The 14,773-nt window shown below is 68.7% G+C and carries 7 protein-coding genes; 4 read left to right on the top strand and 3 right to left on the bottom strand.

Annotation, left to right across the window (positions count from 1 at the left end; translation table 11 throughout):
• The first annotated feature begins 5 nt into the window (after window positions 1-5).
• Genes OG474_RS27620 through OG474_RS27605 form a run of 4 tightly spaced genes read left to right on the top strand, consistent with a single transcriptional unit; the run spans window position 6 to window position 11,882 of the window.
• Window positions 6-2,945: a BTAD domain-containing putative transcriptional regulator gene (locus OG474_RS27620; protein ID WP_405056494.1), complete on the top strand. Its 2,940-nt coding sequence runs from the start codon at window positions 6-8 to the stop codon at window positions 2,943-2,945.
• Window positions 2,942-5,908 (top strand): BTAD domain-containing putative transcriptional regulator, encoded by a 2,967-nt coding sequence (locus OG474_RS27615; protein WP_405056493.1) that lies wholly within the window; start codon window positions 2,942-2,944, stop codon window positions 5,906-5,908. The genes OG474_RS27620 and OG474_RS27615 overlap by 4 nt, the downstream gene beginning before the upstream one ends.
• 14 nt (window positions 5,909-5,922) lie before the next feature.
• Window positions 5,923-8,895: a BTAD domain-containing putative transcriptional regulator gene (locus OG474_RS27610; RefSeq protein ID WP_405056492.1), complete on the top strand. Its 2,973-nt coding sequence runs from the start codon at window positions 5,923-5,925 to the stop codon at window positions 8,893-8,895.
• Between the two features lie 14 nt (window positions 8,896-8,909).
• A complete protein-coding gene (locus OG474_RS27605) occupies window positions 8,910-11,882 on the top strand; it encodes a BTAD domain-containing putative transcriptional regulator (RefSeq protein ID WP_405056491.1) in 2,973 nt (990 codons plus the stop codon).
• On the opposite strand, the gene OG474_RS27600 is transcribed toward OG474_RS27605, so the two are convergent.
• Genes OG474_RS27600 through OG474_RS27590 form a run of 3 tightly spaced genes read right to left on the bottom strand, consistent with a single transcriptional unit; the run spans window position 11,872 to window position 14,692 of the window.
• Complete coding sequence (locus OG474_RS27600; RefSeq protein WP_405056490.1) at window positions 11,872-12,438, bottom strand: DUF3105 domain-containing protein; 567 nt, start codon at window positions 12,436-12,438, stop codon at window positions 11,872-11,874. The genes OG474_RS27605 and OG474_RS27600 overlap by 11 nt on opposite strands.
• Entirely contained in the window at window positions 12,435-13,604 is a 1,170-nt protein-coding gene (locus OG474_RS27595; RefSeq protein ID WP_405056489.1) for a hypothetical protein, read from the bottom strand. Before OG474_RS27595 ends, OG474_RS27600 begins: the two co-directional genes overlap by 4 nt.
• Complete coding sequence (locus OG474_RS27590; RefSeq protein ID WP_405056488.1) at window positions 13,601-14,692, bottom strand: HesA/MoeB/ThiF family protein; 1,092 nt, start codon at window positions 14,690-14,692, stop codon at window positions 13,601-13,603. Before OG474_RS27590 ends, OG474_RS27595 begins: the two co-directional genes overlap by 4 nt.
• Window positions 14,693-14,773: the final 81 nt, after the last annotated feature.

Below are 14,773 nucleotides of genomic sequence, written 5' to 3'. Positions count from 1 at the left end.
GACCGATGCGAGTGCTCTGGAACGACCAACCGGTCGCGATCGGAGCTCAACGGCTGCAGACGCTCCTCGCCGTACTGGCGTTGCGCGCGAACCAGGTCTGTCTGCCCGAGGAACTGCTTGACCTCGTTTGGCATGACAGTCCACCCGGTACGGGTCTGAAGGTGCTGCCGCCGTACGTCTATCGTCTCCGCCACGCGCTGCCGGCCGACGTACTGGGCCGGACCTCCGACGGTTATGTCCTTCGGCTGCCGGCGGGAGCACTCGACAGTGGAGACTTCGAAACCGCCGCCACTGAAGCCACGCGACTCCGTGACGTCGGCGATCTCGACGCCGCCGCTGCCGAATACTCGCGAGCCCTCGCTCTCTTCCGCGGTGAGCCGCTGACCGGACTACCTGGCCCGTACGTCGCTGCGCAGCGACGCCGCCTGGTCGAACGTCGGGACCGTGTCTTCGGTGATCGCGTCGACGTCGAACTCGACCGTGGCCGGGCCGCCGAGCTCGTGACCGAACTGGTCGAAGCCGTCGCCACCAAGCCCTTCGACGAACGGCTCGCCGGTCAGCTCATGCGCGCCCTCGCCGCCGACGGCCGCCAGGCGGAAGCACTCGAGGTCTACACGCGCACCCGCGAAACCCTCATCGACGAGCTAGGCGTCGAGCCCGGCCCCGCACTCCGCGAGGTGCACCAGGCAGTCCTCCGCAACGAAGGTGCCGCCCGCGCCCGCGATGAACTGCCGTATGCAGGTGCTGTCTTCGTCGGGCGGGAGGCCGAGCTCGGTCGGCTGGCTCAGGCTCTCGGGGGCAGCGGCGCGTCTGCACCGCCGATCGCAGCCATCGACGGGATGGCGGGGACCGGGAAGACCGCACTGGCGGTACATACCGCGCGTCGACTGGCCGGGCGCTACCCCGATGGACTGCTGTTCGCCGATCTGCACGGTCACACGCCGGGGCACCGGCCGCGCGACGTCAAGTCGGCGCTGGACCACCTGCTCGTCGGCGCCGGTGTCGGTGCGACCGCGATCCCGCCGAGTCTTGAAGAAGCGCAATCATTGTGGCGAGCGACAGTCGCCGGCCGGCGGTTGCTCATCGTGCTGGACAACGCCCTCGACAGCAACGCGGTCACCGCGCTCCTGCCCGGCTCGCCGACGTGCGGCGTACTGATCACCAGTCGCAGTCAGCTGACCGGACTCGACGTCCACGAACGACTACATCTCGGGCTGCTGGACGCGACCGACGCGACCGCACTCCTGACCCAACTGGTCGGCAGCGACCGCGCGGCCGAAGATGTTGCCGCAAGCAACGGTCTCATCGACCGCTGCGGGCATCTCCCGCTCGCCCTGCGGATCGCCGGTGCCCGCCTGCGGCACCGGCCGACCTGGTCCGTCGCCCACATCAACGACCGGCTCGACCGCGTCGGCCGCCGGCTCACCGAACTGACCGCCGACGGGCTCGGCATCTCCACCGCCTTCGCCCTCTCCTACGAACAGCTGCCGACCGACCAGAAAGACTTCTTCCGGCTGCTCAGCCTGCTGCCCGGCCGCGACCTCGACCAGTACGGCGCCGCCGCGCTGACCGGCCTCGACCCGCTCGAGGCCTCGGACCTGGCCGAATCCCTCGTCGACGCCAACCTCCTGCTCCAACGGGCTCCTGGCCGCTACGAGTTCCACGACCTGATCCGTGAGTATGCCACCCAGCTGACCGAGTCCACCGATGCACCCGAGCTCCGGACGGCTGCCCGCGACCGCCTTCTGGAGTACTACCTCCAGGCCAGCTTCCATCCGTTCTACGAGCAGGAGGGGATGCGTTATCTCGATCCTGGCCCGCGCTCGCCACAGGCCGCTGTCCCACACCACGCCACGCGGAAGCAGGCCAAGGCCTGGGCCGACGCGGAGGCCGACAACTTCGCGGCAGCGGTCGAGTACACGGCCACGACCGACGATCACGACCGGACGTGGCAACTGGGACTGGCCGTGGTCAGCTACCTGGAGCGCCGCGGAAAGATCCAGCAGCAGGACCGGGTCTTCGACCTTGCCTTGGCGGCCGCGGAGACGCTGGGCGACCGCGAAGCCCAGGCACGGGTCCTGCACGCACGCGGCACCCTGATCCGTGCACAGCGTGGGGCTCGTCCGGCCGCCGAACAGTTGCGGCATGCTCTGGATCGCCTGCCCGAGGACGGTGACCTGCTGCTGCGGGCTCGCATCCTGTCCGCGCTGGGGACCGCATTGCGGACCCTCGACCCGTACGGCGAGGCGATAGCGGTCCTGGAGGAAGCAACCCGGCTGGCCCGGGAACTCCGGGCCGACCGGCTGCTGGCCGGCTGCCTGTCTTCCCTTGGCATGCTGCACGGCAACGCCTTCAACTTCGAGGCGGCAGTCGCAGCCCACGAGGAGTCTGTGGCCGCTTTTCGCCGCTTCGAACCCATTGGCCTGCTGGCCGACACGTTGAGCGCTCTCAGCGTCAACTACCTGGCCCTGGGCCGGGTCGACGATGCCATCGAGACCGGGACCGCGGCGTACGAGCTTGCCGTCGAGCTGGACAACGAGTTCAGCCTGCCCTGGGTTCTGGGCGCGCTGGGTGCGGCCTACCGTGACAGCGGACGCGATGTGAACCGTGCCGTCGATCTGCATCGGCAGGCCCACGCGGCGTCTCGGAAGACCGGCTCGAAGCTCACCATCTGGGCGATGGAGCTGCACCTGGGGAACAGCTTGCTGGCGGCCGGCGACACGGCCAGTGCACCGGGGTGGTTCGAACCGGTCCTCGAGGGAGCAATGGCGGACAAGGACCACGTATACGTGATCGCCGCGCACGAAGGCCTGGCCGATCATGCCGCGGCGACCGGCGATCCGCAGACCGCGATCGATCATCTCCGCCAGGCGCTCGCTCTGGCCGACGAGTACGTCGCGCCGCGAAGCCCCGGCCTCCGCGAGAAGCTGGCCAAGCTCACGTGACCGATCCGCTGCGGATCGAGATCCTTGGACCGCTGCGCGTCCTCGGGGACGGCGAACCGGTCGCGATCGGCGCTCATCGCCTGCACACCCTGCTCGCTGTTCTCGCGTTGCGGGCCAACCAAGTCTGTACGCCGGAAGAGCTGCTCGACCTCGTCTGGCACGACAACCCACCGGGTACCGGGCTGAAGGTCCTCCCGCCGTACATCTATCGCCTCCGTCGGGTGCTGCCCGACGGGGTCCTCGACCGCACCTCCAACGGGTATGTTCTCCGGCTGCCGGAGGGCGCGCTCGATACCGCTGACTTCGAGGCCGCAGCCACGCAGGCAGGTCGGCACCGGAAGAACGGCGATCTCGATGCCGCGGCCGCGGCGTACCGGCAAGCCCTGGGTCTCTTCCGCGGTGAACCGCTCGCAGGTCTCCCCGGCCCCTACCTCGCGGCCCAGCGACGCCGCTTGACCGAACGCCGCGACAAAGTCTTCGCCGACCGCGTCGACCTGGACCTCGACCGGGGGCGCGCGGCGGAGCTGATCGCCGAGCTCGTCCCAGCCGTCGACGCGAAACCCTTCGACGAACGCCTCACCGGTCAACTCGTCCGAGCCCTCGCCGCCGACGGCCGCCAAGCCGAAGCCCTCGACCTCTACACGCGCACCCGCCAAACCCTCATCGACCAACTAGGCGTCGAACCCGGCCCCGCGCTGCGCGAAATCCACCAGACGGTCCTCCGCAACGAAGAGGCCCCTCGCACCCGCGACGAACTCCCTTATGCAGGCGCGGCCTTCATCGGTCGTGCCAACGAGGTTGCCCAGCTGACGCAGGCCCTCAGCGAACCCGGTACGACGCTCCCGGTCGTCACGATCGACGGCATGGCCGGCGTCGGCAAGACGGCGCTGGCTGTCCACACAGCCCGCCAGCTCGCCCACCGCTACCCCGACGGTCTGCTCTTCGTCGACCTCCACGGCCACACAGCGGGTCAACCCCCACGCGATACCAAGGCCGCGCTAGACCACCTCCTCGGTGCCGTCGGGATCAGTGCGCGGGCGATCCCGCAGTCCCTGGACGATGCCCGAGCCCTGTGGCGTACGACGGCGACCGGCCAACGGCTGCTCGTCGTACTCGACAACGCGGCGGACAGCGACGCCGTCCTCCCGCTACTGCCAGCATCACCGACCTGCGCCGTCATCGTCACCAGCCGCAACCAACTGACCGGCCTGGGCGCGCGCAGCCGCCTGCACCTCGACCTGCTCGCCCACGCCGACGCGACCGCCCTGCTGTCCCAACTGGTCGGCGACCAGCGATCCACCGATGACGTTGCCGCCAGCAACGGCCTGATCGACCGCTGCGGCCGCCTCCCGCTCGCCCTCCGGATCGCCGGCGCCCGCCTCCGCCACCGCCCGACCTGGACCGTTGCCCACATCAACGACCGCCTGGACCGCGTCGGCCGCCGCCTCACCGAACTCACCACCGACGGCCTCGGCCTCGCCGCCGCCTTCGAACTCTCCTACCAGCAACTCCCGGAGAACCAGCAACGCCTCTTCCGCCTCCTCAGCCTCCTCCCCGGCCGAGACCTGGACCAGTACGGCGCTGCCGCCCTAGCCGACTGCCCGCCGGAAGAAGCCGCCGCCCTGGCCACGTCCCTCGTAGACGCCAACCTCCTCCTCCAGCCCACCCCCGGCCGCTACCAGTTCCACGACCTCATCCGCGACTACGCCACCGCGCTAGCCGCCACGGACCCGATCGACACCCGCAACGCCGCCACCGACCGCCTCCTCGAGTACTACCTCCAGGCGAGCATTCATCCGAGGCGATTCCAAGTCGGTGCGCGGTACTTCGAGCCAGGCCCTCGTCCCGCCCGCGCGCTGCCGGAGTTCACCAGCCAGGACGACGCCGTCGCCTGGGTCGATGCTGAGGCCGACAACTTGGCCGCCGCGATCGAGCACACGGCGACGGTCGGGAGTCCTGTGCGCACCTGGCAGCTCACGCTGGCCGCCGTCGGCCACCTGTACGTCAGAGGCAGACTCCAGCACCAGGAGCGCATTCTCGAGCTTGCCCTGACTGCCGCTGAACAGCTGGACGATCGCGAGGCGCAAGCCCGGGTTCTGTACGTTTCCGGACAGATCATTCGCGGCCGGCAGGGTTCGCGGGCGTCGGCGGATCAGCTGCAGCACGCCTTGGACCGTCTCCCGGCCGACGGCGACCTGCTGTTACGCGGCAACATCTACTCCGCCCTCGGCCACGCCCTGCAGACGATCGACCCGTACGGCGCCGCGCTGCCGGCACAGCGGGAAGCGACCCGACTGGGGCGCGAGTTGGAGGACGAGCGGCTGATTGCGAGGAGCCTTGCCTACACCGGAATGCTTCTGACCAATCAGTTCGAGTACGAGGCTGCCATCCAGGCCTTGGTGGAATCCGTCACGACGTTTCACCGGTTCGGCCCGACCGGCCTGACCGCAGACGCCCTCAGCGCCTTGTGTACCTGCTACATGCGGACCGGAGAGCTCGACGCCGCGATCGAGGCTGCCACCGCGGCCTTCGACCTCGCCACCGAACTGCAGAACATCCTCAGCATCCCCTTCGCCTTGCACTCGCTCGGCATCGCCCATCGGGAGCGCGGCGAACGGAAGCTCGCCGTCAGCATCCACCGGCAGGCGCTGGCTGCCGCCCAGACCAGTGGAATGCGCTCCGCCCAATGGACGACCAGGCAGGATCTGGGCGACAGCCTGTTGGCGGCCGGTGAGCTCGACGAGGCAGGCGACTGTTTCGCGAAGGTGCTCGAGGAAGCATCGATCGACAAGGATGTCGGCTACATGGTGGACGCCTGGGAGGGGCTCGCCAACCACGCGGGCGCGACCGGCGATCCGGAAGCGGCCATCGGCTACCTCACCCAGGCCGTGCAAGCCGCCGAGGAGTTCTACCCCGGCCGAGCCCCTTCCTTGCGTGCGCAGCTCGATGTGCTGACTGGGTGAGGCAGACTGGGGTGGTGACTGGGGCGCTGCGGGTTGAGGTGCTTGGGCCGCTGCGGGTTTTGTGGGAGGGCGAGCCGGTTGGGGTCGGTGCGCATCAGATGCAGACTTTGCTGGCTGTGCTGGCGTTGCGGGCAAATCAGGTCTGTCCGTCGGAGGAGCTGCTGGACCTCGTTTGGCATGACAAGCCACCGGGTTCCGGGCTGAAGGTGCTGCCTCCCTACATCTATCGCCTCCGGCGTTCGCTGCCGATCGACATCCTCGACCGGACGTCCGACGGGTACATCCTTCGGCTGCCGCCGGGCTCCCTCGACGTCACCGAGTTCGAGACGTTGGCCGCCCGCGCGAGCGCCCTCCGCGACAACGGCGAGCTGGACGCGGCGGCGTCGGCGTACAACCAAGCTTTGACGCTCTGCCGGGGTGAGCCGCTCAGCGGCCTCCCCGGCCCCTACCTCGCCGCCCAGCGCCGGCGACTCACCGAACGCCGCGACAAGGTTTTCGCGGACCGGGTGGATGTGGATCTGGACCGCGACCGTGCCGCCGACCTCGTCGCCGAGCTCGTCCCCGCCGTCGCTGCCAGGCCCTTCGACGAACGTCTCGCCGGGCAGTTGATGCGGGCCCTGTCCGCGGACGGCCGACAGGCTGAAGCTCTCGAGGTCTACACCCGCGCCCGCGACACCCTGATCGACCAGCTGGGTGTGGAGCCGGGACCGGCCTTACGCGAGGTGCACCGGACCATTCTGCGCAACGAGGCCACCGAGTCGGTTCGAGACGAGCTCCCGTATGCCGGTGCGGTCTTCGTGGGACGGCAGGTCGAACTCGAGCGACTGGACCGGGCACTGATCACGACCGGAGCAACCGCACCACCGGTCGTCACCATCGACGGAATGCCCGGCACCGGGAAGACCGCGCTCGCGGTGTACGCCGCACGCCGGCTCGCGGGGCGGTACCCGGACGGGATCCTGTTCGTCGACCTGCACGGCCACACACCGGGCCGGCAACCACGCGCTACGAAGTCGGCACTGGACCATCTGCTCGTCGGCGCGGGCGTCGGGGCCGGCTCGATTCCGCACAGTCTCGAAGAGGCACAGATCCTGTGGCGTACGACGGTCGCGGGGCAGCGCCTGCTCGTCGTCCTCGACAATGCCGCGACCAGCACCACCGTGGCCAGACTCCTGCCCGGGTCGCCGACCTGCGGAGTGCTCGTCACCAGCCGCAACCAGCTCACCGGCCTGGACACCGGCCACCGCCTGCACCTCGGCCTGCTCCGGTCCGAGGACGCGGCCGCATTGCTGGCTCGGCTCGTGGGTGCGGAGCGCACTGCCGCAGATGTTGCTGGCAGCAACCACTTGGTCGACGCCTGCGGCCGGCTCCCGCTGGCGATCCGGATCGCCGGCGCACGCCTCCGCCACCGGCCGACCTGGAGCATCGCCCACATCAACAAGCGCCTCGACCGGACCGGCCGTCGCCTGGCGGAACTCACCGCCGACGGGCTGGGAGTCATCACCGCATTCCAGCTCTCCTACGGCCAGCTGGACGCCGACCAGCAACAGCTCTTCCGCCTGCTCAGCCTGCTACCCGGCCGAGACCTCGACCAGTACGGCGCCGCAGCCCTGCTCGACCGATCTCCGGACGACGCGTCCGACCTGGCCGAGTCCCTCGTCGACGCCAACCTGCTGCTCCAGCCGATGCCGGGCCGGTACGAGTTCCACGACCTCATCCGTGCCTATGCCACCGAACTCGCCGAAGCCACCGATTCTCCCGAGTCGTTGGAAGCCGCTACCGACCGGCTCCTCGAGTACTACCTGCACGCGAGTATCCATCCGAGGGCATTCCATGTTGGCGGGCGATATGTCGAGGTCGAGTCACCCCCCACCTGCGCGCTTCCCGTGATCGACACCCGGGACAAGGCCAAAGCCTGGGCAGATGCCGAAGCCGACAACCTGGTCGCTGCGATCGAGCGGGCAGCAAGCACCGGAAGGCGCCGGCAGACCTGGCAGTTGACGCTGCTGTCGATCGAGTACCTGTCGTTCCGCGGAATGATCCAGCAGCGGGATCACGCCCTGGAGCTCGCCTTGGAGGCCGCACGCGAGCTGGCCGATCCCGAGACCGAGGCCCGGGTGCTGCACGCCACCGGACGAGTCATTCGCGAACACCACGGGTTCCGTGCCGCGGCCGACCGTCTCCAGCAGGCTCTGCAGGTGCTGCCTGACGATGGTGATCGGCTGCTGCGCGGTCAGATCTTCGCCGGGCTCGGACAAGCCCTGCAATCGAACGATCCCTACGGTGCGGCACTTCCCGCACTGCAGGAGGCCGTGCGAGTCGCGCACGAACTCGGGCACGACCGCCTGCTCGCGCAGAGCCTGGCCTACATCGGGATCCTGCTCGCCAACGAAGCCGACTACGAGGCCGCGATCGACACCCTGAGAGAGGCGATCGCGGTCTACCAGCGGTTCGGTCCAACCGGGCTCACCGCTGATGTTCTGAGCTCACTTTCGCACAGCTGCCGGCATCTCGGCCGGACCGACGAAGCCCTCGACTCGGCCACCGCAGCACTCGATCTCGCCGTCGAACTCGGCAATGCCTTCAGTGTGACGATGGCGTTGGTCGCGCTCGGTTCCGCGCACCGGCAGCGCGGAGACATCGACCGCGCCGTCGATGTTCACCGTCGAGCGATCGCCGCGGGCGACGCACTCGGCATGCAGGTGCCCCATTGGGAGTCCAGCCTCGAGCTGGCCAGGAGCCTGGTCGCCGCCGGCGATCTGGACGATGCTTTCGCCCTCTGCCAGGCGGTGCTCGAAGAAGCTGGCGCGGTCCAGGACAACTTCTACATGGTCGAGGCCTGGGAGACCCTGGCGAGCCACGCAGCTGCGGGCGGCGATCGGCAGGCGTCCGCGGCGTACCTCAGCCAGGCGATGAGCCTCGCCGACGAGTTCCTCCCCGGTCGGGTCGCTTCCTTGCGTGCTCAGCTCGATGTGCTGACTGGGTGAGGCAGACTGGGGTGGTGACTGGGGCGCTGCGGGTTGAGGTGCTTGGGCCGCTGCGGGTTTTGTGGGAGGGCGAGCCGGTGGCTGTGGGGGCGCATCGGAATCAGACTTTGCTGGCTGTGCTTGCGTTGCGCGCCAATCAGGTTTGTACGCCGGAGGAGCTGCTGGATGCCGTTTGGCAGGACAATCCGCCGGGGACCGGGCTGAAGGTTGTGCCGCCGTACATCTATCGGCTGCGGCAGGCGTTGCCGGAGGATGTGTTGGGGCGGACGTCGGACGGCTACATCTTGCGGCTGGCGGAAGGTGCGCTGGATGTCAGCGACTTCGAGGCTGCGGCTGCTCAGGCTCAGGTGCATCGGGCGAACGGCGATCTCGAGGCCGCGGCGGGTGAGTACGCGCGGGCGCTCGGGCTGTTTCGCGGTGAGCCGTTCGCCGGGCTTGCGGGTCGGTATCTCGAGGCGCAGCGGCATCGGCTCGCGGAGCGCCGGGACAAGGTGTTCGGCGACCGGGTAGACCTGGATCTCGAACGCGGCCGCAGTTCCGAACTCGTTGCCGAGCTGGTCCCGGTCGTCACTGCCAAGCCGTTCGACGAACGGCTCGCCGGTCAGCTGATGCGCGCGCTGGCCGCCGACGGCCGGCAGGCGGAGGCTCTGGAGCTGTATACCCGCACGCGCGACATCCTGATCGACCAGCTCGGTGTGGAGCCGGGCGCGGCGCTCCGGGAGGTGCACCGGACGATCCTGCGCAACGAGGCCGCCGAGTCGGTTCGCGACGAGCTTCCGTACGCCGGCTCGACCTTCGTCGGGCGGGAGGCCGAACTGGCCCAGCTCACGCGGGTGCTCGCCGGCACTGGGGCTTCGGCTCCGCCGGTCGTCGCCATCGACGGGATGGGCGGCGTCGGCAAGACCGCGCTCGCCGTACACATCGCTCGTCGGTTGGCGGGGCAGTACCCCGATGGTGTCCTGTTCGTGGACCTGCACGGCCATACCCCGGAGCAGTCGCCCCGCGACGCCAAGGCGGCCCTCGACCACCTTCTCGTCGGCGCGGGCGTCGTACCCAAGAAGATCCCGCAGGACTTCGAGGAGGCGCGTGCGTTGTGGCGGACGACGGTTGCCGGGCGCCGGCTCCTGATCGTTCTGGACAACGCACCGGACAGCGGCACCGTCGCTCCACTACTGCCGGGCTCACCGACCTGCGGCGTACTGATCACCAGCCGTAACCAGCTGACCGGGCTGGATGTCCGGGAGCGGCTGCACCTCGACCTGCTCACAGCGTCGGACGCCGCGGCGCTGCTGGCCGAGCTGATCGGCGACAACCGGTCGGTCACAGATGTTGCTGCTGGCAACGGCCTGATCGAGCGGTGCGGCCATCTGCCGCTCGCCCTGCGCATCGCCGGTGCCCGGCTCCGGCACCGCAAGTCCTGGACCATTGCCCACATCAACGATCGCCTCGACCGGGCCGGTCGCCGTTTGTCCGAGCTCACCGTCGACGGAGTCGGCGTGACGGCCGCCTTCGAGCTCTCCTACGAGCAACTGAGTCCGGAGCAACAGTCCTGTTTCCGGCTGCTCAGCCTCCTCCCGGGCCGCGACCTCGACCAGTACGGCGCGGCCGCGCTGCTCGACTGTGAGCCGGACGATGCATCGGACCTGGCCGAGTCGCTCGTCGACGCCAATCTGCTGCTGCAGCCGCGACCGGGCCGGTATCAGTTCCACGATCTGCTCCGTGAGTACGCGAGTGAGCTGGCGCAATCCGCCGAGTCAGCCGAATCCCGGGACGCTGCCACCGACCGCCTACTCGAGTACTACATCCAAGCCGCTATCCATCCACGGAGACTGCAGGTTGGAGCGCGATACCTCGAGCGCGACCCGGAATCCGAGCATGCGACGCCAACGCTCGAGACTCGGGATGAGGCGGTGGCTTGGGCCGACGCCGAGGCTGACAACCTGACCGCCGCGACCGAGCTGGCCGCCAGGACCGGGCGGCATCACTACACCTGGCGACTGGTGCTGGTCTCGACCGAGTACCTGCAGGCTCGCGGCAAGGTCCACCAGCTGTACCGGGGCCTTGATCTCGCACTGGCAGCAGCGGAGCAGACAGGTGATCGGGAGATCCAGGCGCGCGTCCTGTATGCGACCGGCCGCATTATTCGCGCCCGGCAGGGCAGCCGGGCCGCCGCGGATCGTCTCAAGCAGGCCCTCGCGACCCTTCCGCCGGATGGTGAGCTGCTGCTGCGAGCCAAGATCACCTGTTCCCTCGGACAGGCACTGATACCGATCGACCCCTTCGGCGAAGCGCTCCCGACACTGCAGGAGGCCGCGCGACTGGCAGAGCTGGCCGGCAACGACCGCTTGGTCGGCGACAGCCTCGCGTTCGGCGGCCTGCTGTATGCCAACGAGCAGGAGTTCGAGAAGGCGGTGCCCATTATCGAGCGGGCCATTGTGTTCTACCGCCGATTCGATCCGAGCCGGATGACTGCCGGTACCTACAGCACCCTGTCTTACTGCTACCGCGGACTCGGACGGACCGCCGACGCGCTCGACGCATCGAGGGCCAGCCTCGAGATGGCCACCGAGCTGGGCGACTCCTATTGCACAAGCTTCGCGCTGGCCACACTCGCAGCTGCCCACCGGCAGCAAGGCGAGCTAGTGCTTGCGGTCGGCACCGCTCGCCGCGCGCTGCAGGCCGGCCGCGACAGCGGTGTCATATCCGCGCAGTGGGCGGCGCGGCTGGAGCTCGGCAACAGCCTGCTCGCGGTCGGCGACCACGACGCAGCCCGCGAGCAATTCCACCAGGTTCTGGAAGAGGCGATCGAGTACGACGACAACGCGCACCTGGTCGAGTCCCGGGAAGGCCTCGCGTCGGTTGCCGCCGCGATCGGAGACCTGGACACCGCCACCGAATACCTCACGCAGGCCCTGGAGATCGCCGAGAAGTTCCTGCCGAGCCGCGTGGGCTCACTGCGCAAGCAGTTGGCCGAGCTCACGGGGTGACGCAGTCGGTGGCTCCGTTGCGCCATTGGTGGTTGTAGCGGCCGGCGACCTTGGTGACGAACGACTCGATGCGGTCGTTGTCGACGGCATCCAGTTTTTCGAGACGTTGCCAGGCGGTGAGGGCGATGCCGGTGGACAGTTCCGGGTACGGCGCAACGATTACGTCCCGAGGGTGTTTGCGGCCGAGGCGCTCCAGCCGGTCGATGTCGGCCGGCGAGGTGGACGCGGCGTACTGGAGGAGGACGTGGCCGTGTTCAAGGATGTGAACCTGGAGTTCGGGCGGAATCGGGGCCCGATAGATGCCGGGGATCACAACTCGGGGCGAGTGCGGGCCTGAGGTGGGTGGCGTGGTCTTGTAGGGGTCGTGCGGGGCGTTCTGGTAGGCGAGGTGCCGGTTGCCCTCGAACGCTTGCGGAGTGCCGGGAACCTCGTTGCAGGACAGGGCTTTGCGGTCGTTGAACTGCCCCAGCAGAACGCCGAAGGCGAAGCTGGACATAGTGAGAACGCTCAGGGTGGTGACGAGGATGCCGACGATCAGGCCGGTGCGCTTCTTCATGCTGCCGCCCTCCGGCGGTTGCGGATCCAGACGCCCAGCGGCAGGAAGACGTTCAGGGACGTGAACGCGAGCAGGATCAGGCCTTCACACCAGTACAGGCTGAAGGGCGGGGCCTGCAGCAGTACGCCGAACGCCCAGCCGAAGGTGACTTTCGCGCTCGGCACGAGGAAGTGGATGGCGAACCAAACCATCCAGATCAGCCCAGTGATGTACAGCAGCCGGTACCAACGGGCCACCCGGAGATCGCGCTCGTGGGCGGTACTCAGCACATTCAGCTCGGCCGGAGTGAGGCGGCGTACCAGGCGTTTCAGCGACAGCCGCGTGACCTGATGCAGGTTGCCGCAGCCGGTGGCGGTGGCCATCACCAGGTACATGTCGGTGCGGAGATAGGCCAGGGTCTGGAAGGCGAGCTTGGCGACCTGGCTCAGCACGACCATGGCGAGGATGCGGATCAGCATCGGCGAGAGATCGATCCAGCCGCGCGACCAGGCGTAGCGGGGTGCGACGGCAAGGAACAGTACGACGCTGTCGATCGCCATCCCGGCCAGGAACGGGCCGTAGCGCTTGCCCGGCGGCAGCGCCCACAGACCGGACAGGTCGGTTTCGAGCACGGGAAAGATGCCGCGGCGCTCCAGCCTGAGCCGAGACGGCACGCCGACGGCCGCGCCTGCGAACGCATGCCAGCTCTCGTGCAGGAAGGTCAACGCGACAACGACCACGTTGGTCACCAGCAGACTGAGCACGATGTCCGGGAAGACGAACGTGTCCTCGTACGTCGGTCGCAGCGCCGGCTCGATCACGAACATCACCAGCGTCGCGGCCAGGCAAGCGCCGTACACGATCCAGGCGGTCGGGCCGAAGAACGGGCGCACCCAGCGGGCCGGGATCCGCGAGATCGACCAATGATGGGACTCTTCGGGGGATCGGACGATGCCGGCCTCGATCAGGATCTCGGCGAAGTCCGCCGCGTCGATCGGCTCACCCGTCGCGCGCTCGATTTCGGTCGCGGCCTCCTCGACGGTGTGGCCGGCCATGAACAGCTCGACCAGCCGGGCCCCGATCTCCGGTACGACGACGAAGTTTCCGCTGGCCGGATCACCGACGACGTACTCGTCCTCGGCCTCCTGGCGGATGACGACGTGGGCCAGGTTCAGGGTCTGGCTCATGTCCACCCGCAGGTCGGGCAGGTGCGGCCGGGCGTCGGGCGGACGGTGTAGTGATAGGTCAGATCGGTCAGGCTGAGGTGGAACATCAGGCCGCGGGTCGTGGTCGGGATCCCGCCGAGGTGGTAGACCGCATCCAGCGCGGCGAGGTGGCCGGTCAGGTTGGCGGTCGGCGCGATCACCGCATGACCGGTGAACGGGAACAGGTCCTCAGGCTCCTGACCATGCTGGTCACGCAACCGGTCGCGAACACTCGGCAAGCAATCCGGACAGCAGGTCTCGCCAGGAACGAAGAGGCCGACGACAGCCATCGGACCGGCGTACTGGGCGAGCATCCACGGCGTCCCGGTCCGGAGCGCGGCCTCGTTGGTCCACTCGCGGATCGTGTGCATCGGCTGGTCGGCGCAGAGGATCATCAGGTCGGCCTGTTCCATCAGGTAGGCGACCGCGTCGGTCGAATCGACCTTGATCTCCTCGCCGGTGACCACGGCATGCTTGTTGATCTTGCTCAAACGCTCGACTGCCACCGGGATCTTCGGCTTGCCCAGATCGTCCTCGGTGTAGAGCAACTGGCGGGTCAGATTGCCGGCCTCGATCACGTCGAAGTCGGCGCAGTGCACGGTTCCCACGCCGGCGGCGACCAGCGAGGCGGCGACTGCCGACCCAGTGCCACCAAGACCCAGTACGACGACTTTGCTCGCCTTCAACCGGGCTTGGACGTCGTACCGGGAGGGGCGCGGGGTGAGGTCGACCCAGGCGTAGTACGTGAGGGCGCGGTCGTAGCGGTCGATCTCCTCCGGGCTCAGACTGCCGGGTGGTGGCGCGGCGGCGTCCTCGACGTACCCGGCATCGATGATCACCTGCAGCGCTTCGGCCGCCTCGTCCGCGGCGAGGCCGGAATGCGAGGCACACAAGGCCGAAACGATCTCGGCGCGGGTCCGGCTGCCGTCCATCAGGCCCAGCAACCGCCAGACCATGCCGTCCTCGTCGTCGATCTCGGCGCCGATCCCCTGCTGCCGGCCGCCGACCGAGACGAGCGTCGGCGTGAGTCGCGTCGGTTTGTGGATAGGTTTCACCCGCGGTCGATCCATCGAGCCCCTCCCCGGAAGCGCGAACCGGGACGTGGTCGCGCCACGTCCCGGTCCGCAGTGAAATGCTGTCGACTAGCCGCA

This window comes from Kribbella sp. NBC_01505 (genome assembly GCF_045040285.1).
Classification (GTDB): domain Bacteria; phylum Actinomycetota; class Actinomycetes; order Propionibacteriales; family Kribbellaceae; genus Kribbella.
Note: the sequence above shows the minus strand (reverse complement) of the source record. Positions and strands in the feature narration are given on the sequence as shown.